At 69.5% G+C, this 23,000-nt stretch carries 23 protein-coding genes; 4 read left to right on the top strand and 19 right to left on the bottom strand.

Going from position 1 to position 23,000, the window contains the following annotated elements; translation table 11 throughout:
- Positions 1 to 89 precede the first annotated feature (89 nt).
- The gene (locus AAFN69_RS21985) at positions 90 to 662 is read left to right on the top strand and encodes a cob(I)yrinic acid a,c-diamide adenosyltransferase (protein WP_347730356.1); all 573 of its coding nucleotides are present in this window, start codon (positions 90 to 92) and stop codon (positions 660 to 662) included.
- A 15-nt stretch (positions 663 to 677) separates the two neighbouring features.
- Here AAFN69_RS21985 and AAFN69_RS21980 read toward each other — a convergent pair whose 3' ends face one another.
- Complete coding sequence (locus AAFN69_RS21980; protein ID WP_347730355.1) at positions 678 to 1,259, bottom strand: hypothetical protein; 582 nt, start codon at positions 1,257 to 1,259, stop codon at positions 678 to 680.
- Positions 1,260 to 1,427: 168 nt separating this feature from the next.
- Between AAFN69_RS21980 and AAFN69_RS21975 the strand changes: the two genes are divergently transcribed.
- From AAFN69_RS21975 to AAFN69_RS21965, 3 genes are all read left to right on the top strand, one after another.
- A complete protein-coding gene (locus tag AAFN69_RS21975; RefSeq protein ID WP_347730354.1) occupies positions 1,428 to 2,633 on the top strand; it encodes a histidine kinase in 1,206 nt (401 codons plus the stop codon).
- Positions 2,634 to 2,673: 40 nt separating this feature from the next.
- Positions 2,674 to 3,453 carry a response regulator transcription factor gene (locus AAFN69_RS21970; protein WP_347730353.1) on the top strand — a complete coding sequence of 260 codons (780 nt, stop codon included), beginning with the start codon at positions 2,674 to 2,676 and terminating at the stop codon, positions 3,451 to 3,453.
- 252 nt (positions 3,454 to 3,705) lie between these two features.
- The gene (locus tag AAFN69_RS21965; RefSeq protein WP_347730515.1) at positions 3,706 to 5,478 is read left to right on the top strand and encodes a glycoside hydrolase family 18 chitinase; all 1,773 of its coding nucleotides are present in this window, start codon (positions 3,706 to 3,708) and stop codon (positions 5,476 to 5,478) included.
- 409 nt (positions 5,479 to 5,887) lie between these two features.
- Here the strand turns inward: AAFN69_RS21965 and AAFN69_RS21960 are convergent, their stop codons facing one another.
- The 18 genes from AAFN69_RS21960 to AAFN69_RS21875 all read right to left on the bottom strand — a co-directional run bounded on the left by AAFN69_RS21960 (position 5,888) and on the right by AAFN69_RS21875 (position 22,930).
- Positions 5,888 to 6,337 (bottom strand): DUF2550 domain-containing protein, encoded by a 450-nt coding sequence (locus tag AAFN69_RS21960; RefSeq protein ID WP_347730352.1) that lies wholly within the window; start codon positions 6,335 to 6,337, stop codon positions 5,888 to 5,890.
- 141 nt (positions 6,338 to 6,478) lie between these two features.
- Positions 6,479 to 6,862, bottom strand: a complete 384-nt coding sequence (locus AAFN69_RS21955; RefSeq protein WP_347730351.1) for a F0F1 ATP synthase subunit epsilon — start codon at positions 6,860 to 6,862, stop codon at positions 6,479 to 6,481.
- 187 nt (positions 6,863 to 7,049) lie between these two features.
- Positions 7,050 to 8,492, bottom strand: coding sequence for a F0F1 ATP synthase subunit beta (atpD, locus tag AAFN69_RS21950; RefSeq protein ID WP_347730350.1), 1,443 nt, complete (start codon positions 8,490 to 8,492; stop codon positions 7,050 to 7,052).
- Positions 8,492 to 9,409, bottom strand: a complete 918-nt coding sequence (locus AAFN69_RS21945) for a F0F1 ATP synthase subunit gamma (protein WP_347730349.1) — start codon at positions 9,407 to 9,409, stop codon at positions 8,492 to 8,494. The genes atpD and AAFN69_RS21945 overlap by 1 nt, the downstream gene beginning before the upstream one ends.
- Before the next feature lie 20 nt (positions 9,410 to 9,429).
- The gene (atpA, locus tag AAFN69_RS21940) at positions 9,430 to 11,022 is read right to left on the bottom strand and encodes a F0F1 ATP synthase subunit alpha (RefSeq protein WP_347730348.1); all 1,593 of its coding nucleotides are present in this window, start codon (positions 11,020 to 11,022) and stop codon (positions 9,430 to 9,432) included.
- Between the two features lie 191 nt (positions 11,023 to 11,213).
- A complete protein-coding gene (locus AAFN69_RS21935; protein WP_347730347.1) occupies positions 11,214 to 12,029 on the bottom strand; it encodes a F0F1 ATP synthase subunit delta in 816 nt (271 codons plus the stop codon).
- Positions 12,026 to 12,583 carry a F0F1 ATP synthase subunit B gene (locus tag AAFN69_RS21930; RefSeq protein ID WP_347730346.1) on the bottom strand — a complete coding sequence of 186 codons (558 nt, stop codon included), beginning with the start codon at positions 12,581 to 12,583 and terminating at the stop codon, positions 12,026 to 12,028. The genes AAFN69_RS21935 and AAFN69_RS21930 overlap by 4 nt, the downstream gene beginning before the upstream one ends.
- Positions 12,584 to 12,625: 42 nt before the next feature.
- Positions 12,626 to 12,856 (bottom strand): ATP synthase F0 subunit C, encoded by a 231-nt coding sequence (gene atpE / locus AAFN69_RS21925; RefSeq protein ID WP_137993321.1) that lies wholly within the window; start codon positions 12,854 to 12,856, stop codon positions 12,626 to 12,628.
- 79 nt (positions 12,857 to 12,935) lie between these two features.
- Positions 12,936 to 13,748: a F0F1 ATP synthase subunit A gene (atpB, locus tag AAFN69_RS21920; protein WP_347730345.1), complete on the bottom strand. Its 813-nt coding sequence runs from the start codon at positions 13,746 to 13,748 to the stop codon at positions 12,936 to 12,938.
- A 225-nt stretch (positions 13,749 to 13,973) separates the two neighbouring features.
- A complete protein-coding gene (locus AAFN69_RS21915) occupies positions 13,974 to 14,411 on the bottom strand; it encodes a hypothetical protein (protein ID WP_347730344.1) in 438 nt (145 codons plus the stop codon).
- A 267-nt stretch (positions 14,412 to 14,678) separates the two neighbouring features.
- Complete coding sequence (locus AAFN69_RS21910) at positions 14,679 to 16,124, bottom strand: MraY family glycosyltransferase (RefSeq protein ID WP_347730343.1); 1,446 nt, start codon at positions 16,122 to 16,124, stop codon at positions 14,679 to 14,681.
- A gap of 108 nt (positions 16,125 to 16,232) precedes the next feature.
- Positions 16,233 to 17,528, bottom strand: a complete 1,296-nt coding sequence (gene glyA / locus AAFN69_RS21905; protein ID WP_347730342.1) for a serine hydroxymethyltransferase — start codon at positions 17,526 to 17,528, stop codon at positions 16,233 to 16,235.
- Positions 17,529 to 17,752: 224 nt separating this feature from the next.
- Complete coding sequence (locus tag AAFN69_RS21900; protein ID WP_347730341.1) at positions 17,753 to 18,424, bottom strand: protein-tyrosine-phosphatase; 672 nt, start codon at positions 18,422 to 18,424, stop codon at positions 17,753 to 17,755.
- Positions 18,421 to 19,068, bottom strand: a complete 648-nt coding sequence (locus AAFN69_RS21895) for an L-threonylcarbamoyladenylate synthase (protein ID WP_347730340.1) — start codon at positions 19,066 to 19,068, stop codon at positions 18,421 to 18,423. The genes AAFN69_RS21900 and AAFN69_RS21895 overlap by 4 nt, the downstream gene beginning before the upstream one ends.
- A 100-nt stretch (positions 19,069 to 19,168) precedes the next feature.
- The gene (gene prmC, locus AAFN69_RS21890) at positions 19,169 to 20,014 is read right to left on the bottom strand and encodes a peptide chain release factor N(5)-glutamine methyltransferase (RefSeq protein WP_347730338.1); all 846 of its coding nucleotides are present in this window, start codon (positions 20,012 to 20,014) and stop codon (positions 19,169 to 19,171) included.
- A gap of 89 nt (positions 20,015 to 20,103) precedes the next feature.
- Positions 20,104 to 21,183, bottom strand: coding sequence for a peptide chain release factor 1 (prfA, locus tag AAFN69_RS21885; RefSeq protein WP_347730336.1), 1,080 nt, complete (start codon positions 21,181 to 21,183; stop codon positions 20,104 to 20,106).
- Between the two features lie 174 nt (positions 21,184 to 21,357).
- Entirely contained in the window at positions 21,358 to 21,582 is a 225-nt protein-coding gene (gene rpmE / locus AAFN69_RS21880; protein WP_250918244.1) for a 50S ribosomal protein L31, read from the bottom strand.
- Positions 21,583 to 21,787: 205 nt separating this feature from the next.
- Complete coding sequence (locus tag AAFN69_RS21875; protein WP_347730335.1) at positions 21,788 to 22,930, bottom strand: LCP family protein; 1,143 nt, start codon at positions 22,928 to 22,930, stop codon at positions 21,788 to 21,790.
- Between the last annotated feature and the right edge of the window lie 70 nt (positions 22,931 to 23,000).

The following is a 23,000-nucleotide window of genomic DNA, read 5'->3' as shown; positions in this document are numbered from 1 at the left end:
CGGCTGCGTACCGTATCGGCTCCGGTGACCCGCCGTGACAGCGGACACACCGGCTCTCGGCGTGAGGGGCGGGTAACTACTCTGGACGCATGGTCAATCTCACGCGCATCTACACCCGTACCGGAGACCAGGGCACGACGGCGCTCGGTGACATGAGCCGGACGGCCAAGACCGATCTGCGGATCTCCGCGTACGCCGACACCAATGAGGCGAACGCGGCCCTCGGCACGGCGATCGCGCTGGGGCGGCTCGCGGACGAGGTCGTCACCGTCGTCACCCGGATCCAGAACGACCTCTTCGACGTGGGCGCGGACCTGTGCACGCCGGTGGTGGAGAACCCCGAGTACCCGCCGCTGCGGGTGGAGCAGTTCTACATCGACCGGCTGGAGGCCGACTGCGACCGCTTCCTGGAGGATCTGGAGAAGCTCCGGAGCTTCATCCTTCCCGGCGGCACCCCGGGCGCGGCCCTGCTCCACCAGGCGTGCACGGTGGTCCGCCGGGCGGAACGCTCCACCTGGGCGGCGCTGGAGGCGCACGGGGAGACGATGAACCCGCTGACGGCGACCTATCTCAACCGTCTCTCCGATCTGCTGTTCATCCTCGCGCGGACGGCGAACAAGGAGACCGGGGATGTGCTGTGGGTGCCGGGCGGCGAGCGGTAGCGGGTACGGACCCGGTCAGCGCCGCTCCACCCGGACCGGCCCGTCCCCGGCCGGGGTTCCGGCTCCCGGGTCCCGCCTCGGCCAGACCCAGTAGCTCAGGGCGATGGCGCCGTGGATGGCGGTGATCTTCCACGCCTGGTACATCCAGCTCTCCAGCGAACCGACGCGGCTCGCGTCGTCCACGTACCAGATCGCCAGTTGCAGCAGCCCGGAGGCGACGGCGGCGCCGATCAGGGTGCCGGACCAGATCCGGGCCTCGTGGCGGGCGCGGGCCATGCCGTAGCGGGGCGGGGCCGGCGGGCGGGGGGCGCCGGCGAGACGGTGGGCGGCGTGGCCGTCGAGCCACTTGACGGTGCGGTGGCCGTGGCCGGCGGTGTAGCCGATGTAGAGCGCGGCCAGACCGTGCTTCCAGCTGGGTTCCGCGCCGTTCTTGAGGTCCATCGCGGTCACGACCAGCAGGATGATCTCCAGCAGCGGCTCGCAGAGCAGCAGCGCCGCACCCGCGCGCGGCATCCTCAGGATGTACCGGGTGGCGAGACCGGCCGCCAGCAGTACCCAGAAGCCGATCTCACAGATGATGATGAGGGTGACGATCACGGTCCTCTCCTTTCCACCCTTCAAGCCTCCCGGCCGCCGGGCCCGCACGCGTCGTCACCGATGACGAAACGGAACCGGGCCGCAGTGCATCTTTCGATGTAGTCGCGGCTCCGGGGATCGGCCCCGCCGGGGAGGCCGGGGAGCCCGGCGGCCGTGTTTGATGGGAGGGTGACGTTTCCCCGGCCCCATCGCTCCGACGCGCTCCTCTGCACGGCCGCGCTCCTGGTCGGCGTACTGCTGTGGTCACTCGGTCTGCACACCAACGCGGGCCGCGGCACGCTGCCCGGCTGGACCGTGCTCGTGCCGCTGGCCGCGATCTGTGTCTCGGAGATGTTCCGGCGCTCGCTGCCGATGACCAATCTGCTGATCGGCACCTGCGCGCTGACCGCCGATCAGTTCACGGCCGGCAGTGTCGTCACCATGATCGCCTTCACCGATGTGGTCTATTCGGCGGTGTTCTACGGCACCGCCGCGCAGGCGCGCCGGATCGTGGTCGTCTCGGTGCTCTTCACGATCGCCGCGACCATCACCCTGCTGGTGTACTTCCAGAGTGCGGAGGTGCTGCTGCTGGGGGTCATCATCGCGGCGGTCACCATAGGTTCCGCCTTCACCGGCGCCATCACCCGGAATCACCGGGAGGCCGCCGAGGCGGCCCGGCTGCGGGCCGAGCAGACGGCGCTGCTGGCGGAGATGGACCGGGTGCAGGCGGTGGTGGCCGAGCGCGGGCGGATGGCGCGGGAGCTGCACGACATGGTGGCGAACCATCTGTCGGCGATCGCCATTCACTCGACCGCGGCGCTGTCGATCGGCAATCCGGAGACCTCCCGGGAGGCGCTCGGGGTCATCCGGGAGAACAGCGTCGCCGGACTGGCCGAAATGCGACGGTTGATCGGGCTGTTGCGGGACGGCGCGGACGACCATGAGCCGGCCGTCGCGCCCACCCTCGAGGGGCTGGACGCGCTGATCGCGCGGGCGGGCGCCAACGGCGGCCGGAGTGGGCTGGTCTTCACCCTGGACGACCGGCGCGGGGACGGGCAGCCGCTGCCCGCGCCGGTGGAGATGGCGGCGTACCGGATCGTGCAGGAGTCGCTCACCAACGCGCTCAAGCACGCGGATCCCGGCGAGGTGCGGACCACCCTCGCGCATACCGCGGGCGAGCCGCTGACGGTGACCGTGACCAGCGTTTTCGGCAGCCGTCCCGGTCCGCGGGCACCCGGCTCGGGGGCCGGTCTGACGGGGATCCGGGAGCGGGTGGCGCTGCTGAACGGCCGGGTGTCGGCGGGTGTGGAGGCGGGGCCGCCGGGCGGCCCGGAGAAGATCTGGCGGGTGGCGGCGGAGCTGCCGGTCCGGGACGAGACGGAGTCCGCGGCATGAGGCAGAGGAAGCAGCGGTCGCGGGGAGAGGAGCCGGCGCCATGACGCGCGAGACGGAGACCGGACGGATGGACGGGACGCGGGCGGCCGGGGAAGCGGCGGACCGGGGAAGAACGGCCGGGGAGCCGGCGGGCCGGGGGCGGGCGGCCGGGGAGCCGGCGGGCTCTCCCGCGCCGATCCGGGTCCTGGTGGCGGAGGATCAGCGCGCGGTACGGGCCGGGCTGGTCCTGATCCTGCGCAGCGCGCCGGACATCGAGGTGATCGGGGAGGCCCCGGACGGCGAGGAGGCGGTGCGGCTCGCCCGTGAGCTGCGGCCCGATCTGGTGCTGATGGATGTGCAGATGCCGCGGCTGGACGGGGTGTCGGCGACCCGGCAGGTGGTCCGGGAGAAGCTGGCGGATGTCCTTGTTCTGACCACTTTCGATCTGGACGAGTACGTCTTCGGGGCGCTCCGCGCGGGGGCCTCGGGATTCCTCCTGAAGAACACCGAGGCGAAGGATCTGCTGGAAGCGGTGCGCACGGTGGCCCGGGGCGAGGGTCTGATCGCTCCGGCGGTCACCCGCAGACTGATCGCGGAATTCGCCACTCCGCACCCGGTGCGCTCTCCCAATGCTCCGGATCCGGCCATTCTCGATGTGCTGACCCGCCGGGAGCGCGAGGTTCTCTCCTGTCTCGGCGACGGTCTGTCGAACGCGGAGATCGCGGTGCGCTTGAAGATGGCTGAAGCCACGGTGAAAACGCATGTGAGCCGGTTGCTCGGAAAGCTTGACCTGCGCAGCCGGGTCCAGGCGGCGGTGCTGGCACAGGAGTTGGGGATCTGAGCCGGATCACCGCCGAGATCCATCACCTATGGTCTGGACCTATTGACGATTGGTCCAGACCTTCCTACTCTCACCGCAACACAGTCTGCGGCGAGCCACGCAGAGTGCGCAGTGCACGGTCCCACCCCACTGTCCGGACCTTCTCAAGGAGCACCTGTGCCCACACCCCCACCCCACGGTCTCAGTGAACCCCCCACGCTGAAAAGACCACGCTTCTCCCTGCGGTCGAAGATTGTCGCGGCAGTGACCGCGATGCTCATGCCCGCGGCGGCGCTGGTCGCCCTCGCCACCCCCGCCCAGGCGGCCGAGCAGGCCACGGCCACCTACGCCAAGGGCTCCGACTGGGGCAGCGGCTTCGGCGCCAGCTGGACCATCAAGAACACCGGCACCACCACGATCAACGGCTGGACGCTCAGCTGGGACTACCCCACCGGGACCCGGGTGACCTCGTCCTGGGACGCCGATGTGACCAACACCGGCAACACCTGGACGGCGAAGAACAAGCCGTGGGCCAACTCGCTGCCCCCCGGCGCCACCGTCACGTTCGGCTTCAACGGAACCGGCAACGGCGCTCCGTCGAACTGCAAGCTGAACAACAAGTCCTGTGACGGCCAGCCGCCCGGCGACCAGCCGCCGAGCGCTCCCGGCGGGCTCGCAGCCCCCACCGTCGGCGCCGGCAAGGCCACGCTGACCTGGGACGCCGCCACCGACGACGTCCGCGTCGACAGCTACGACGTCTTCCGCGACAACGTCAAGGTCGCCACGGTGAACGCCCCGGCCACCACCTACGAGGCCACCGGACTGGTCAAGAACCAGCCCTACGTCTTCGAGGTCCAGGCCCGCGACAGCGCCAACCAGGTCGGCCCGAAGAGCGCCGCGCTCACGGTCACGGACGAGGACATCCGTCCCGGCTCCAAGATCAAGATGGGCTACTTCACCAACTGGGGCGTCTACGGACGCAACTACCACGTGAAGAACCTGGACACCTCCGGCACCGCGTCGAAGATCACCCACATCAACTACGCGTTCGGCAACGTCCAGAACGGCCGCTGCACCATCGGTGACGGCTTCTCCGACTACGAGAAGGCCTACACCGCCGACCAGTCGGTGGACGGTGTCGCCGACACCTGGGACCAGCCCCTGCGCGGCAGCTTCAACCAGCTCCGTGAGCTGAAGAAGAAGTACCCTCACATCAAGGTGCTGTACTCGTTCGGCGGCTGGACCTGGTCCGGTGGCTTCACCCAGGCGATGCAGAACCCGGCGGCCTTCGCCGAGTCCTGCTACAACCTGGTCGAGGACCCGCGCTGGGCCGATGTCTTCGACGGCATCGACCTGGACTGGGAGTACCCGAACGCCTGCGGTCTCACCTGCGACAGCAGCGGCCCGGCCGTCATCAAGACCATGATGCAGGCGTTCCGCGCCAAGGTCGGCCCGAACTACCTGCTCACCGCCGCCATCACCGCGGACGCCTCTGCCAATGGCAAGATCGACAAGGCTGACTACGCCGGCGCCGCGCAGTACATCAACTGGTACAACGTGATGACGTACGACTTCTTCGGCGCCTGGGCGGCGCAGGGCCCGACGGCCCCGCACTCCCCGCTGACCTCGTACACCGGCATCCCCCAGCAGGGCTTCACCTCGGCCGACGCGATCAACAAGCTCAAGGCCAAGGGTGTTCCGGCGGAGAAGCTCCTCCTCGGCGTCGGGTTCTACGGACGCGGCTGGACGGGCGTGACCCAGGCGACTCCGGGCGGCACGGCCACCGGCGCGGCCACCGGCACCTATGAGCCGGGCTTCGAGGACTACAAGGTCCTCAAGAACACCTGCCCGGCCACCGGCACCATCGGCGGCACCGCCTACGCCAAGTGCGGCAACAACTGGTGGGGCTACGACACCCCGGCCACCATCGGCTCCAAGATGACCTGGGCCAAGAACCAGAACCTCGGTGGCGCGTTCTACTGGGAGTTCAGTGGTGACACCGCCAACGGCGAACTGGCCACCGCGGTGCACAACGGTCTTCAGTAGCAGCTGAAGAAGTGATGAACGCCGGGCTCTGACAGCCGGCCGCAGGGAGAAGGGGCCGGGGCGATCCCCCGGCCCCTTCGTATGTCCGCCGCCGGGCCCGGACCCTCCGGAGCGCCGCGCGCGGCCGTACGGGCCCCCGGGAGCCGCCGAGGGGGATGCGGGGCGGGGCACGGGACCGGGGATCGCGGTACGGACCCGTCCGGGCGCTCCCGCGGACCCCCGGATCACCCGGCCTCCGCCGCCCGCCCGCGCACCGCCCCGCGCGGGGACGGATCCGCCCGGCGGTACGGACCGGCCCGCCGCGCACCGCGGGGACGGATCCGCCGGGTACGCCCACCCCGTCCCCGGCACCCCCGGACACACGAAACCCCCGGGCCCTGACAGGGCACGGGGGCGGTACGGGGAGGGCTCAGGCCACATTCACCCGCTGGCCGGGCGGGGCGGCCTCCAGCCAGGCCAGGAAGCCCGTCAGGGCGTCCTCGCTCATCGCCAGCTCCAGCCGGGTGCCGCGATGGAGACAGCCCAGCACCACGGCGTCCGAGAGCAGCGCCAGCTCCTCCTCGCCCTCCGGGTCCCGCCGGGCGATGACCTCGATCGCCGAGCGCTCCAGGGTCCGGCGCGGCCGGGGAGCGTACGAGAAGACCCGGAACCACATGATCCGGTCGCCGCTGTAGCGGGCCACGCCGTAGACCCAGCCCTTGCCCGAGTAGTCGGGCTCCTCCGGGACACCCCACCGGAGGGAGCAGTCGAAGGTGCCTCCGGACCGCTGGATCAGCCGCCGGCGCAGACCGAAGACAAAGAGTCCGACCGCGATCAGCGCGATCACGGAAAGGACACTCACCAGCACAGCGAGGAACATCTCCTCCGACCTCCTCGCATCGACCTGGAACTGGAAGTACCCAACCGCAATCCCACAACCACCCGCATCGCCTCAGCCGCGACACGGTCTGGAGGATTCCAGTCCGGGCCGCGGCTGAGGGTGAAAACCATTCGCGGGGTGCTAGCGCACCGCCACCGCACGCAGTCGTACATCGGCACGGCGCTCGGCGGCGGCGTCCGAATCCGACTTCGCACGCTCCAGCGCGCGCTCGGCGCGCTGGGCATCGATTTCATCCGCCAGCTCGGCGATCTCCGCCAGCAGCGACAGCTTGTTGTCGGCGAAGGAAATGAATCCGCCGTGCACAGCGACGACGACCGTGCCGACTCCCTCGGGGGAGCTCGTGCGGATGGTCACCGGGCCCGATTCCAGCACACCGAGCAGCGGCTGGTGACCGGGCATGACGCCGATGTCGCCGGACGTGGTGCGCGCGACGACCAGGGTGGCCTCGCCGGACCAGACCTTTCGGTCGGCGGCGACCAGCTCGACATGCAGCTCAGCAGCCAAGGGTGGCTCCTCGGGTCACCACCCGGCGAAGATGCCGGGTGTTGGGTCATAAGTCTAATGGGGCGCCGGGCGCCGAAACGCCGGGGCCCTGCTCCGGCCCGTGGGGGCCGGGATTTCCGGGAGTGTTCCCGGGGGGCGTACGCAGGGGGGCGGAACGTGCCCGCCCCCCTGCGACGAGTCCGGGGACTCAGGAAACGCCCAGCTCCTTGGCGTTGGCCTTGAGGTCCTCAATGCCACCGCACATGAAGAACGCCTGCTCGGGGAAGTGGTCGTACTCACCGTCGCAGATCGCGTTGAACGCGGCGATCGACTCGTCGAGCGGCACGTCCGAGCCGTCCACGCCGGTGAACTGCTTGGCGACGTGGGTGTTCTGGGACAGGAAGCGCTCGACGCGACGGGCACGGTGGACAGCGATCTTGTCCTCCTCGCCCAGCTCGTCGATACCGAGGATCGCGATGATGTCCTGGAGGTCCTTGTACTTCTGCAGGATTCCCTTGACGCGCGTGGCGGCGTCGTAGTGCTCCTGCGCGATGTAGCGCGGGTCCAGGATGCGGGACGTGGAGTCCAGCGGGTCCACGGCCGGGTAGATGCCCTTCTCGGAGATCGGACGGGAGAGAACCGTCGTCGCGTCGAGGTGGGCGAAGGTGGTGGCCGGGGCCGGGTCGGTCAGGTCGTCCGCGGGGACGTAGATCGCCTGCATCGAGGTGATCGAGTGACCGCGGGTCGAGGTGATGCGCTCCTGGAGGAGACCCATCTCGTCCGCCAGGTTCGGCTGGTAACCCACCGCGGAGGGCATACGGCCGAGCAGGGTGGACACCTCGGAACCGGCCTGGGTGTAGCGGAAGATGTTGTCGATGAAGAAGAGCACGTCCTGCTTCTGCACATCGCGGAAGTACTCCGCCATGGTCAGACCGGCCAGGGCGACGCGCAGACGGGTGCCCGGGGGCTCGTCCATCTGGCCGAAGACGAGCGCCGTCTTGTCGATGACGCCCGACTCGCTCATCTCGTCGATGAGGTCATTGCCCTCACGGGTGCGCTCACCGACGCCCGCGAACACCGACACACCGTCGTGGTTGTTGGCGACGCGGTAGATCATCTCCTGGATCAGCACGGTCTTGCCGACACCGGCACCACCGAACAGACCGATCTTTCCACCCTTGACGTACGGGGTGAGAAGGTCGATGACCTTGATGCCGGTCTCGAACATCTCCGTCTTGGACTCCAGCTGGTCGAAGCTGGGGGCCTTGCGGTGGATCGGCCAGCGCTCGGTGACCTCGGCGTTCGCCTCGGGCACGTTGAGCACCTCACCGAGGGTGTTGAAAACCTTGCCCTTGGTGAAGTCGCCGACCGGGACGGTGATGCCCTTGCCGGTGTTGGTCACCGGGGCCTGGCGGACCAGGCCGTCGGTGGGCTGCATCGAGATGGCGCGGATGACGCCCTCGCCCAGGTGCTGGGCGACCTCGAGGGTCAGGGTCTTCAGCTCACCGTCGGCGGCCGGGTCGGCCACCTCCACGGTCAGCGCGTTGTAGATCTCCGGCATCGCGTCGACGGGGAATTCCACGTCGACGACCGGGCCGATGACCCGGGCGACGCGGCCCGTGGCAACGGCCGTCTCAACTGTCGTCGTCATTACTTGTCACTCCCCGCGGTCGCGTCGGCCAGGGCGCTGGCGCCACCGACGATCTCGCTGATTTCCTGGGTGATTTCGGCCTGGCGGGCCGCGTTGGCAAGCCGGGAGAGGCTCTTGATGAGCTCTCCGGCGTTGTCGGTCGCCGACTTCATCGCGCGGCGGGTGGCCGCGTGCTTGGAAGCGGCGGCCTGCAGCAGCGCGTTGTAGATACGGCTCTCGACGTACCGCGGCAGCAGGGCGTCGAGGACGTCCTCCGCCGACGGCTCGAAGTCGAACAGGGGCAGGATCTCGCCCTTGGTCCCGCTCTCCTCCGCGGCCTTCTCGAGGCTGAGGGGCAGCAGCCGGGTCTGCACCGGCGTCTGCGTCAGCATCGAGATGAACTCGGTGAAGACGATGTGGAGCTCGTCCACGCCGCCCTCGGCCGTGTCCTTCTGGACCGCCTCGATCAGCGGGTCCGCGACCTTCTTGGCGTCCGCGTAGGTCGGGTTGTCGGTGAACCCGGTCCACGAGTCCACGACCTTGCGCTCGCGGAAGCCGTAGTACGAGACACCCTTGCGGCCGACGATGTAGGTGTCGACCTCCTTGCCCTCGCCCCGGAGCCGCTCGGTGAGCTGGTCCGCCGCCTTGATGGCGTTGGCCGAGTAGCCGCCGGCGAGACCGCGGTCGCTCGTGATGAGCAGGACAGCGGCGCGCACCGGCGAGTCGACCTCGGTGGTGAGCGGGTGCTTGGTGTTCGACCCGGTCGCCACCGCGGTCACCGCGCGGGTGAGCTCGGTCGCGTACGGAGTGGAGGCCGTCACCTGGCGCTGCGCCTTGACGATGCGCGAGGCGGCGATCATCTCCATCGCCTTGGTGATCTTCTTGGTCGCGGTGACGGATTTGATGCGACGCTTGTAGACCCGGAGCTGGGCTCCCATGAGTCAGGTCCCTTCCGTCGTCACTTGCTCGTGCTGACCGGAGCGTCTTCGCCCAGAAGCTTGCCGTCCGAGGTCTCGAACTGACGCTTGAAGGCGGCGATCGCGTCACCGACAGCCTGAAGGGTGTCGTCCGACATCTTCGCGCCCTCGGCGATACCGGTGAGCAGGTCCTTGCGCTCGCGGCGCAGGTGCTCCAGCAGCTCGGACTCGAAGCGGCGGATGTCCTCGACCGGGACGTCGTCCATCTTGCCGGTGGTGCCGGCCCAGACGGAGACGACCTGCTCCTCGATCGGCATCGGCTGGTACTGAGCCTGCTTCAGCAGCTCGACCATGCGCTTGCCGCGCTCCATCTGCGCCTTGGAGGCCGCGTCCAGGTCGGAACCGAAGGCGGCGAACGCCTCCAGCTCACGGAACTGGGCGAGGTCCACACGGAGGCGGCCGGACACCTGGCGCATGGCCTTGTGCTGGGCGGAGCCACCGACGCGGGAGACCGAGATACCGACGTTCAGGGCCGGGCGCTGACCGGCGTTGAACAGGTCGGACTCCAGGAAGCACTGGCCGTCGGTGATGGAGATGACGTTGGTCGGGATGAACGCCGAGACGTCGTTGGCCTTGGTCTCGACGATCGGCAGACCGGTCATCGAACCGGCGCCCATGTCGTCGGAGAGCTTGGCGCAGCGCTCCAGCAGACGCGAGTGCAGGTAGAAGACGTCGCCGGGGTACGCCTCACGGCCCGGCGGGCGGCGCAGCAGCAGCGACACGGCGCGGTAGGCGTCGGCCTGCTTCGACAGGTCGTCGAAGATGATCAGGACGTGCTTGCCCTGGTACATCCAGTGCTGGCCGATGGCCGAGCCGGTGTACGGCGCCAGGTACTTGAAGCCGGCCGGGTCGGACGCCGGGGCGGCGACGATGGTCGTGTACTCCAGCGCGCCGGCCTCCTCCAGCGCACCGCGCACGGACGCGATGGTGGAGCCCTTCTGGCCGATGGCGACGTAGATGCAGCGAACCTGCTTGTTCACGTCGCCCGAGCGCCAGTTGTCGCGCTGGTTGATGATGGTGTCGACGGCCAGGGCGGTCTTGCCGGTCTGACGGTCACCGATGATCAGCTGACGCTGGCCGCGGCCGATCGGCACCATCGCGTCGACGGCCTTGTAGCCGGTCTGCATGGGCTCGTGGACCGACTTGCGGACCATGACGCCGGGGGCCTGCAGTTCGAGGGCGCGGCGTCCCTCGGTCTCGATCTCGCCGAGGCCGTCGATCGGGTTGCCGAGCGGGTCGACGACGCGACCCAGGTAGCCCTCGCCTACGGCGACGGACAGGACCTCGCCGGTGCGGGTGACCGGCTGGCCCTCTTCGATTCCGCTGAACTCGCCGAGGACGACCGCACCGATCTCGCGCTCCTCGAGGTTGAGGGCGAGACCAAGGGTGCCGTCCTCGAACTTCAGCAGCTCGTTCGCCATGGCCGAGGGAAGACCCTCGATCTTGGCGATACCGTCGCCGGCCACGCTGACCGTACCGACCTCCTCGCGCGAGGCCGCGTCCGGCTTGTACGACTGGACAAAGTTCTCCAGCGCGTCCCGGATCTCCTCCGGCCGGATCGTGAGCTCCGCCATCTGGGTTCCCTGCTCTCCTTGTTGGGCCCGAAGTTTCTTACTGGGGGTCTGGGGGCCGACCCCCAGGAAATCTTCTGCAATCTCTGCACGGCCCAACCGGGCCGCTCGTACGTCTACTGCCGTTGTTCAGTTGATGGCGGCGGGCGCCGTCCCGCCGGGTGGCGGTTCGGGCCTGCCTGCCGTGTGGCTTGTCAGCCGGCCATGCGGCGGGTCGCCTCGCTGAGGCGCTCCGCGACAGTGCCGTCGATGAGCTCATCGCCGACCCGCACCGAGATCCCGCCGAGGACCGCGGGGTCCACGTCGAGGTTCAGGTGCATCCGACGTCCGTACATCGAGGCCAGGGCGGCGCCGAGGCGCTGCTTCTGTCCGTCGGTGAGGGGGACGGCGGAGGTCACGACCGCGACCATCCGCTCCCGGCGAGCCGCGGCGAGCTTGGAGAGGGAGTCGATTCCCTGTTCCAGGCTACGTCCCCGGGGCGCGGTGACGAGACGGACGACCAGGCGCTCGGTGACCGGGGTCGCCTTGCCGCCCAGCAGGCTGCGGAGCAGCTCGGCCTTGGCGGCGCGGTTGGCCGACTTGTCGGTCAGCGCGGTCCGCAGGTCCTTGTTGGACTGGACGATCCGGCCGAACCGGAACACCTCGTCCTCGACGCTGTCCAGGGTGCCCGTCCTCTGGGCGGCGGTGAGGTCGGCGATGGTCGCCAGTTCCTCAAGGCCGTCGACCAGATCGCGGGACCGCGACCAGCGGGAGCGCACGGCGCCGGAGACCAGTGCGGCGGTTTCGTCGCCGACCTGGCCGCTCAGCAGGCGCCCCGCCAGCTCGGCCTTGGCCTCACCGGCCTGCGCCGGGTCGGTCAGGACCCGACGCAGCGAGACCTCGCGGTCGAGCAGAGCGGTGACGGCGGCCAGCTCCTCGGCGAGCTTCGCCGCGTCGACGGACGTGTTGTCCGTCAGCGCGTCGAGAGCCTCGCGTGCGGCTGCCAGTGCCTCGCGGCTCGCTCCATTCATCGTGCGGCCTCGGCGTTCGAAGCGCTGTCCTCGAGCTCGTCCAGGAAGCGGTCGATCGTGCGGCTCTGCCGGGCGCTGTCCTCGAGGGACTCGCCGACGAGCTTGCCGGCCAGGTCGGTCGCGAGCTTGCCCACGTCCTGACGGAGCGCGGCGGCAGCGGCCTTGCGGTCGGCCGCGATCTGGGCGTGCCCAGCCGCGACGATCTCCTCGCGCTGGCGCTGACCTTCCGCCTTCATCTCCTGGATGATCGCGGTGCCCTGCTCGGTCGCCTCCTGGCGGAGCCGGGCGGCCTCGTGGCGGGCCTCGGCGAGCTGCGCCTTGTACTGCTCAAGGACGCTCTCGGCCTCGGTCTTCGCCGCGTCGGCCTTCTCGATGCCGCCCTCGATGGCTTCCCGGCGCTCTTCCAGAACCTTGTTGATGTTCGGGAGGAGCTTCTTCGCCAGGAAGAAGAAGACGATGGCGAACGCGATCAGGCCGATGATGAGCTCGTCGAGATGCGGGATGAGCGGCGGCTGCTCCGCCCCTGCTGCCGCAAGATTGAACTGAGCGATCACATCAGTGCCTTCCGTGAAAAGTTGGGCTGTCCGGGCGGCGTCTTAGTAGACGAAGCCCATGACGATGCCGATGAGGGCGAGCGCCTCACAGAAGGCGAAACCCATGATCTGGTTGGTACGGATCAGGCCGGCCGCTTCGGGCTGACGGGCGAGGGCCTGGGTGCCGTTACCGAAGATGATGCCGACGCCGACGCCGGGGCCGATGGCGGCGAGACCGTAGCCGATGGAGGCGACGTTTCCTTCGACGGCGGCAAGGGTCTGGAGAGCGGACATGCCGGTTCTTCCTTCTCTTTCAAGGACCCGGTGGGGGTTGGCCACCGGACGTCTGGGGTGGGGTGGGGTGAGGCTCGGCTCAGTGGTGCTTGGCGAGCGCGCCCTGGATGTAGCTGGAGGCCAGCAGGACGAAGACGTACGCCTGGACGGCCTGGATGAAGAGCTCGAAGACGATCATCACCATGACCAGCACGAAGGACGTGCCGGCGTAGGCGAAGCCGATGCCGCTCATCAGGTAGTAGGTGGCGAGGCTGAACATCACGATCAGCAGGTGGCCGGCGAACATGTTCGCGAAGAGCCGGACCGCGTGCGTGAACGGGCGGATGAGCAGATTGGAGAAGAACTCCAGCACGACCACGAGCGGAAGAATCGGGCCGAGCGACTTGTCATAGCCGGTGATGTTCTTCCAGCCGCCGACGAATCCGTGCGTCTTGAAGGTCAGGCCGACCCAGAGGACGTACACGATGAGGGCGAGACCCGCCGGGAACGCGATGAGCGATGTCACCGGGAACTGGGCGAGCGGAATGATCGACCAGAGGTTCATCAGCCAGATGAAGAAGAACAGCGACACCATCAGCGGGACGTACTTCTCGCCGTCCTTCTTGCCGATGATCTCGTAAACGATGCCGCGGCGAACGAAGTCGTACCCCGCCTCACCGATCATCTGAACCTTGCCCGGAACCAGCTTCGGCTTGGCGAAAGCGGCCCAGAAGAAGGCAACGACCAGGATCGAGCTGATCAGTGCCAGCAGCATCGGCTTGGTGAACTCGAAGCCGCTCACCGTGAAGATCGGCTCGTAGAGGAAGGTGTGCAGGCCCGGAGCTGGGAACCCGCACCCAGAAAAGAGCTGGCAATCAGGGTCGAAGGCGAGCATCTGGGGGTCAGCACTCACCGCGGGCTCCTTCAGCGTGGCGCATAGGTACGGCAACCTCGTTGTGTCGGCGCGGCGCGCAGCCGCGGTTCGGCACTGGACTGGTGTATCGGATGTGAGGGCGGCTGGCGGGCATGGAGCCTCGCGAATGAGCAGGCGTCAGCTCAGATGCCCGCGCCCGCTGTGCCGCAGTTGGCACCGGACGATAGCAGGATCGCGAAAGGCTCCTTATACCGGCCCTACCTTTCACGAGGCCGAGCCCGTCTTCTCCGCGCTGACGCCGCGGGAAGACTCGGGTTCGACGTACATGATCTTGGCCTTCATGTAGTAACGCGCCTGAGCCGCGACCCAGACGATCGTCGCCGCGAGGAGCGAGAAGGCGAATGCCTTGAAGTCGAACGCGGTGGTGCCCTTGAGGAAGGCCATGACCATGAAGAGCAGCAGCAGCTGCGTCATGTAGAGCATCAGCCCCATGGCCTGGAACAGGTGCGGGAGAGATTTGGCCGTCCGCTGGAGAACCAGCAGGCCCATTCCCATGAAGGCGATGACCAGCAGCGTGCCGATAACCGCGCCGAGCGCTCCCTTCCCACCGACGGCCACGGTCGCGACCGCGGTGGCGACAACGCCGGCGGCAGCGGTGGGCAGGGCGATGTGAAGGAATGTGCGGGCGTCGTTGGACGGCATGGCGGCAGCTCCGCTTCCTGGGGGAATGGCAGTGGTGTGTCGTCATGGACGAGCGTAATCCGGATCCGAGTCGGGTCCTCGGGGCCAACAGACCGTCGCACTACGGTCTTTCGGCTCTGTCGCCGGTTCTCGTGAACGGTATCACAAACTATTTGAAGAGGTCTTTACTCGGGTGTGTGCCTACTGTCACACATGGGGGTGAATGTGCCTGTCTGGGCACCGGTTCGATAGCACCCCGTGTGCTATTGGACACAGACCGGGAAAATGTCAGCCGCGAGTGCCGGCTTTCCGCCGGGGGGAGAGCCGCGAACGGGCGCCGATCGCGGTCGCGCCGTTGACGCCGGCCGGAACGGGAGCCCGCTCGGGGCCTCCGCCGTCGCCCTCCCCGGCGCTCTCCTCGCCGCTCCCGCCGTTTCGGGACGGCTCCGGCATCCGTGCGCCTCCGCCCGCTCCGGGAGCCCCGGGGGCGTCCTCCGGGCCGTCCTCCGGGGCTGCCGAGGGATCGGCCGCCGGGTCCCCCGGCGCGGCTCCGCGCGTACGGAAGGAACGGCGCCGGTAGCGCGGCGGCACGAAGGACTCGGCCCAGTGCGGCGCCCTCGGCGAGAACCGGGGCAGCAGCAGCAGGATCAGACCGATGGCGCTCAGCGCCACGATCACCATCACGATCCAGAGCGAGGCCGAGTGGATGGAGTACCCGACGACACCGAAGGCGATCAGCGCGGACCAGAAGTACATGATCAGCACCGCACGGCTGTGCGAGTGGCCGATCTCCAGCAGCCGGTGGTGCAGATGTCCCCGGTCGGCCGCGAACGGCGACTTGCCCCGCCAGGTGCGGCGGACGATCGCCAGCACCAGGTCGGCCAGCGGGATGGCGATGATCGTCAGCGGCAGCAGCAGCGGGATGAAGACCGGCAGCGCCGAGTGGGTGGCCCCGCGGTCGCCGTCCGCGAACACCTTCACGACATCCATGTCGACCTGGCCGGTCACCGAGATCGCGGAGGCCGCGAGCACCAGTCCGATCAGCATCGAGCCGGAGTCGCCCATGAAGATCCGCGCCGGGTGCATGTTGTGCGGCAGAAAGCCCAGGCACATGCCCATCAGAATCGCCGTGAAGAGCGTCGCGGGGGCCGCCGCCTCGATCGTGTAGCTGTACCAGAAGCGGTAGGAGTAGAGGAAGAACGCCGCCGCCGCGATGCAGACCATGCCGGCGGCCAGGCCGTCCAGGCCGTCCACGAAGTTCACCGCGTTGATGGTGATGACCACCAGGGCGACGGTCAGCAGGGTGCCCTGCTCATCGGTGAGCGAGACCATCCCGACCCCGGGGACCGGGATCCACAGAATGGTCAGACCCTGCATCACCATCACACCGGCGGCGATCATCTGCCCGCCGAGTTTGACCAGGGCGTCGATCTCGAACTTGTCGTCCAGGACGCCGATGATCCAGATCAGCGCGGCACCGGAGAGCAGCGCGCGCGTCTCGTTGGACGAGGCGAAGGCGCTGTCCAGGTTCTGCAGATGGTCGGCGACCAGCAGGCCGGCGCAGAGCCCGAAGAACATGGCGATGCCGCCGAGCCTCGGTGTCGGTTCCCGGTGCACATCACGCGCCCGGATCTCCGGCATGGCTCCGGTCGCGATGGCGAACTTCCGCACCGGACCGGTGAGGAGATAGGTCACCGCCGCCGTCACACAGAGCGTCAGCAGGTAATCACGCACGGGCTGCCCCACAGGAATCGCTGGCCATCTCAGCCCCACACACTAATCGTGGTGCCCACATGGTTGTGGACTTACGGGTGCCGCAGACGGTTGCACACCTGATTCCGGCTACCCCTGATACGGCGGAAATCTACCCGCAAGTTCCGCCACTTCCGCACGCACCCTCGCCGCCCCGCTCCCTTTCTCCCGTTCCGCCCGATCTTCTCGGATGGCCACAGCGAAGAGCGCGGCGATCCTCGCCATCTCCTGCTCCCCCATGCCCTGAGTGGTCAGCGCGGCGGTGCCGAGCCGGATGCCGCGGGCGTCCCCGTACGGCAGCGCGCAGGTGTCGAGCACCAGCCCGGCCGCCGCGAGCCGGCCGCGGGCGGTGTGGCCGTCGACCCCCAGCGGGGCGGGATCCGCGGTGATCAGATGGGTGTCGGTGCCGCCGGTGAGAACCTCGAAGCCCTCCGCCTCCAGGGTGCCCGCCAGCACCCGGGCATTGGCGACGACCTGATGGGCGTAGGCGGTGAAGGCCGGGGTCGCGGCCTCGCCGAACGCGACCGCCTTCGCCGCGATCACATTCATCTGCGCGCCGCCCTGGCTGAACGGGAAGACCGCCCGGTCGATGCGCTCGGCCAGCCCGGCACCGCAGAGGATCATGCCGCCGCGCGGCCCGCGGAGCACCTTGTGGGTGGTGGCGCACACCACGTCGGCGTACGGGACCGGGCTGGGCGCCGCGCCGCCGGCGATCAGTCCCATGGGGTGGGCCGCGTCCACGATCAGATGGGCGCCGGCCTCGTCCGCGATCTCCCGGAAGGCGGCGTAGTCCGGATGGCGCGGATAGGAGATCGACCCGCAGACGATCGCCTTGGGACGGCGCTCGCGGGCGAGGGCGCGGACCTGGGCGTAGTCGATCAGGCCGGTGTCGGGGTCGACCCCGTACCCCACGAAGTCGAACCAGCGGCCGGAGAAGTTCGCGGGCGAGCCGTGGGTGAGATGGCCGCCGAAGGGGAGGCCCATGGCCAGCACGGTGTCACCGGGGCGCAGCAGGGCCGCGTAGGCGGCCAGTACGGCGGAGGAGCCGGAGTGCGGCTGGACATTGGCGTGCGCGGCGCCGAAGAGGGCGGTGGCGCGCTCCCGGGCGATGCGCTCGGCGGCGTCGGCGAACTCGCAGCCGCCGTGGTGGCGGGCGCCGGGGTAGCCCTCGGCGTATTTGTCGGCGAGCGGGGAGCCGAGGGCGGCGAGCACGGCGGGGGAGGCGAAGTTCTCGGCGGCGATGAGCTGGAGCGTACGGCTCCGGCGGTCCCGCTCGCCCCGGATGACCTCGGCGATCTGGGGGTCCTGCCGCAGCACGGCGTCCTCGCCGGGGTGGCGGGGCGGGGCGGTGGGGGCGGGGTGGCCTGGTGCGGTGCTGACGGGCATGACGGCGCTCCGTGCGGCGCGGGGTGCTGGGCCCCTCCAATGTAGGCCGGGGGGTGCGGGGGCGCGCGGTGAGCGGGGCGCGGGCCGTCTGCCGGGGCTCCGCTCCGGACCGCGCTGCCCGAACGCCGGAGGGGCCGGTTCTCGGGGGCCTCGTCACCTCAGGGAAAGGCCGGCTCTCGCCGACCCCGCTGCCCGAACGCCAAAGGGGCCGGGTTCCGCTCTTCTCAGACGCCGGACGGGCTGGTTCTGACCGGGTCCGGCGGCATGCCCGTCAGCGCGGTGACCACCGGGTCCAGTGCCTGGTTGATCTCGTCGCCGATCGAGCGGAAGAAGGTGATCGGGGCGCCGTACGGGTCGTGGACCTCGTCCGCGTCGGGGGTCGGTGCCAGCAGCCAGCCGCGGAGCGCCGCCGCCGCGCGGACCAGGGCGCGGGCGCGTTCGACCACGCCCTCGTCGCGCGGGTCCGGCAGGGTCGCCGGGTCGATCGCGCGGACCAGGCGGGTGAACTCCTTCAGGGTGAAGGTGCGCAGGCCGGCGGAGTGGCCCATGGAGATGACCTGGGCCCGGTGGTCGCGGGTGGCGGTGAGGACGAGGTCGGCCCGGATGACGTGCTCGTCGAGCAGTTCACGGCCGACGAAGCCGGTCGCGTCCGCGCCGAAGTCGGCGAGGACGATCTCCGCGTTGGCCTCCATGGGCGCGCCCTCGTGCCCCCAGGTGCCCGCGCTCTCCACGATCAGGCCGCGGGCGACCAGGTCGCCCAGGCGGTCGCTGAGGGCATGCCGGGTCAGCCGCTCGGTGATGGGCGAGCGGCAGACATTGCCGGTGCTGACGTGGAGGATCCTGAACGTGTCGCCGGTGTCGGCAGCGCCTATGCCAAGCCCCCCAGGGGCGATCAAGGGGCCACCTCGAGGTCGGGTACGACTTTGCGCAGCTCTTCCGCGTCGAGGGCGCCGGCCCGCAGCAGGACGGGGACCCTGCCGGTGACGTCGACGATCGAGGAGGGCACGATGCCGGGCGTGGGGCCGCCGTCGAGATAGACGGAGACGGAGTCGCCGAGCATGTTCTGCGCCGCGTCGCAGTCCTCGGGCGCCGGGTGGCCGGTGAGGTTGGCGGAGGAGACCGCCATCGGACCGGTCTCGGTCAGCAGCTCGATGGCGACGGGGTGCAGCGGCATCCGGATCGCGACCGTGCTGCGGGTGTCGCCGAGGTCCCACTGGAGGGACGGCTGGTGTTTGGCGACGAGGGTGAGCGCACCGGGCCAGAAGGCGTCGACCAGCTCCCAGGCGTCCTCGGAGAAGTCGGTGACCAGGCCGTGCAGGGTGTTCGGGGAGCCGATGAGGACGGGGGTGGGCATATTGCGGCCCCGTCCCTTGGCCGCGAGGAGGTCGGCGACCGCGTCCGCGCTGAAGGCGTCCGCGCCGATCCCGTACACGGTGTCGGTGGGCAGCACGACGAGTTCGCCGCGGCGGATGGCGTTCTTGGCCTCGCGCAGGCCGGTCTCGCGCTCGCTCGCGTCGTTGCAGTCGTATCGCCGAGCCATCAGTGAGCCTCCTCGTACACGTACACGGTCGTCGTCACGGCGTCGCCCGTCGTCCTCACGGCGGCGTCGCCTGTCGTGGTCACGCTCTCGCCGGCCGTCGTCACGGCGTCGCCTTGCGGGCGGTGGCGAAGCGCGGGCGCTTGTTGAGATCCGGGTGGTCGGCGGCGTCCACCCAGCCGGATTCCTCGTTGAAGATCCACGGGACCTGGCCGCCCTGGGTGTCGGCATGCTCGATGACGACGAGGCCGCCCGGGCGGAGCAGCCGGTGGGCGGTGCGCTCGATGCCGCGGATGGTGTCGAGGCCGTCCTCGCCGGAGAAGAGCGCCATCTCGGGATCGTGGTCGCGGGCCTCGGGGGCCACGTACTCCCACTCGGTGAGCGGGATGTACGGCGGGTTGGAGATGACCAGGTCGACCTGGCCGTTGAGCTCGGGGAGGGCGGTGAGGGCGTTGCCCTGGTGGATGGTGACCCTGGACCCCTCGGCGTTCTTGCGGGCCCAGCCGAGGGCGTCGTCGGAGAGCTCGACGGCGTGCACCCGGGAGCGCGGGACCTCCTGGGCCATGGCGAGGGCGATGGCCCCCGATCCCGTACAGAGGTCGACGATCAGGGGTTCGACCACGTCCATGGCGCGCACGGCGTCTATGGCCCAGCCGACGACCGATTCGGTCTCGGGGCGGGGGACGAAGACACCGGGGCCGACATGGAGCTCCAGATAGCGGAAGAACGCGCGTCCGGTGATGTGCTGGAGGGGTTCGCGGGCCTCGCGGCGGGCGATGGTCTCCCAGTAGCGGGCGTCGAAGTCGGCGTCCTTGACGGTGTGCAGCGCTCCCCGCTTCACCCCGTGGACGAAGGCGGCCAGTTCCTCCGCGTCGAAGCGCGGTGACGGCACGCCGGCGTCGGCCAGCCGCTGGGTGGCCTGGGCCACCTCGGCAAGCAGCAGGTTCACTGGTCCTCCACCCGTTCGTACGAAGATTCCGGCCCGCGCGGTGCCCCGCGCCGGGCATTGTTTTCTGCGGTCCTACTGGGAGCGGCCGCTCACTGCGCGGCGGCGAGCTTGGCGGCGGAGTCCGCGTCGACACATGCCTGGATCACGGCGTCGAGGTCACCGTCGAGCACCTGGTCCAAGTTGTACGACTTGAATCCGACGCGGTGGTCGGAGATGCGGTTCTCCGGGAAGTTGTAGGTACGGATCTTCTCGGAGCGGTCGACGGTGCGGACCTGGCTGCGGCGCGCGTCCGCGGCGTTCTTCTCGGCTTCCTCCTGGGCCGCGGCGAGGAGCCGGGAGCGCAGGATGCGCAGGGCCTGCTCCTTGTTCTGGAGCTGGCTCTTCTCGTTCTGGCAGGAGGCGACGACACCGGTGGGCAGGTGGGTGATGCGCACGGCGGAGTCGGTGGTGTTGACGGACTGGCCGCCGGGGCCGGAGGAGCGGTAGACGTCGATCCGGAGGTCGTTGGGGTTGACCTCCACATCGATCTCCTCGGCCTCGGGGGTCACGAGGACACCGGCGGCGGAGGTGTGGATCCGGCCCTGGGACTCGGTGGCGGGGACCCGCTGGACGCGGTGCACCCCGCCCTCGTACTTCAGCCGTGCCCAGACGCCCTGGCCGGGCTCGGTGGCGCCCTGGCCGCCCTTGGTCTTGACGGCGACCTGGACGTCCTTGTAGCCGCCGAGCTCGGACTCGGTGGCGTCGATGATCTCGGTCTTCCAGCCGACCCGCTCGGCGTAGCGCAGATACATCCGCAGCAGGTCGCCGGCGAAGAGGGCGGATTCGTCGCCGCCCGCGCCCGCCTTGACCTCCAGGATGACGTCCTTGTCGTCGCTGGGGTCGCGCGGGACGAGGAGGAGCCGCAGCTTCTCGGTCAGCTCGTCGCGCTGCTTCTCCAACACCTTGACCTCGGCGGCGAAGTCGGGGTCGTCCGCACCCAGCTCACGCGCGGTCTCGATGTCCTCGCCGGTCTGCTTCCAGGAGCGGTAGGTGCCGACGATCGGGGTCAGCTCTGCGTAGCGCTTGTTGAGCTTGCGCGCGTTCGCCTGATCCGCGTGAACGGAAGGGTCGGCGAGTTTCTTCTCCAGATCGGCGTGCTCGCCGATCAGGTCCTCGACCGCCTCGAACATCGGGGGCTCCTGGGTGTGAAAGCAGATTCTGCGGGACGGCGGTGTGCCCTGGCGGATTTCTCCGGGTGTGCGGGCCGCGGGTCCGGGGCCGCGACACGGCGGCACCCTCCCGGCGACAAAAACACCGGTCCCGACCGCCCGGGCGGGGCGGCCGGGGACCGGCGCTGGATCTCGCTACTTCTTGGCGGCGGCGGCAGCCTTGCCGAAGCGCGCCTCGAAGCGGGCCACGCGGCCACCGGTGTCGAGGATCTTCTGCTTGCCCGTGTAGAACGGGTGGCACTCGGAGCAGACCTCGGCACGGATGGTGCCGCTGTCGATGGTGCTGCGAGTGGTGAACGACGCGCCACAGGTGCAGCTGACCTGCGTCTCGACGTACTCGGGGTGAATGTCGCGCTTCAAGGGTTTCTCCTAGTTTCGGGAGGGCTCCGGGTCGTACGAGCGGGATACCTGTACGTGAACCGGGGCCGACGTACCAGTCTGCCAGGACCGGCCGTATCTCCCAAAACCGGGGTGGGGCCGCGGGTATTCCCGGGCGTGTCGCGGGCCCCCCGGCATGGCGGTTCAGGGGGCCGGGGGCCCATATTCGTACTGACGTACGAAGGGGTCAGGGGGTGGCGGTGCCGGCGGCGGGCGTCTTCCCGCTGCTGACGACCGACTCCACCTCGCCCTTGTCGCCCGCGGAGTCCTTGAGCGCGGCGGCCGGAATGGGCCGGTCCAGCCGGAGGGCGTTCCACACCTGCTCGGCGGGTGCCTTCAGGGGGATGACCCTGTTCGGGTTCACCGGGTCGTACTCGACCGGCATGGTGACCATCTGGACATCCTCGGGGCCGAGGCCCTTGACCCCCTGGGCGAAGCCCATCAGCTCGGTGACGGAGTCCAGCTCGGAATCCGGGGTGATGGCCTTGGTGGCGGTGTCGGCGATGTCCAGCATCCGCTTGGGGCTGCTGAGCGCCCCCACGTCCTTCACCTTGCTGATGAAGGCCTTCATGAAAGCCTGCTGGAGCTGGATGCGGCCGAGGTCGCTGCCGTCGCCGACGCTCTTGCGGGTGCGTACGAGGCCGAGGGCCTGCTCGCCGTTGAGGGTGTGCGCGCCGGGCGGCAGATCGAGATGGCTGTCCGGGTCCTTGATGGGCTTGGTGGTGGTGATGTCCACCCCGCCCAGTTCGTCGATGACCTTCTTGAAGCCGGTGAAGTCGACCTCGATGTAGTGGTCCATCCGGATGCCGGACATCCGTTCCACCGTCTTGACGGCGCAGGCCGGGCCGCCGACCTCGTACGCCGTGTTGAACATGGCGCGGGACTGGCCCTGGACGGTCCTGCCGTCGCGGTCGGCGCACTGCGGGCGGTCTATGAGGGTGTCCCGGGGTATGGAGACCACGGACGCCTTCTTCCGGCCCTCGTAGAGGTGGACGATCATCGCGGTGTCCGCACGGGCGCCGCCCTCGTCACCGCCGTAGCGGGCATTGGCGCCGGAGCGGGAGTCGGATCCGAGTACGAGGATGTCCACGGAGCCGTTGTCGACGTCCTTGGGCCGGTCGGTGCCGAGCTGGGCGTTGATGTCGACGCCGTCGAGGTTGCCGTTGAGCTTGAGATAGACGTATCCGAGCCCGGAGCCGCCCACCAGGAGCACACCGGCCAGGGACCAGACGGCGACGGTACCCGCCTTGCGGCCCGTGGACGGGGCCTTGCGCCGCCGTCCGCCGCCACCGCCGCGCCGGCGGCCTCCGGTACTGCCCTGCTCGCCCATGGTCTCCTCGGTTTCGCCGTCCGCTGTTCCGCCACCCCCCGGCGGAGCTTCCGGACGCGGTGGGTCCGCT

The organism is Streptomyces sp. CAU 1734, assembly GCF_039888735.1.
Taxonomy (GTDB): Bacteria; Actinomycetota; Actinomycetes; order Streptomycetales; family Streptomycetaceae; genus Streptomyces.
This window is presented reverse-complemented; position numbering and strand designations above follow the sequence as displayed.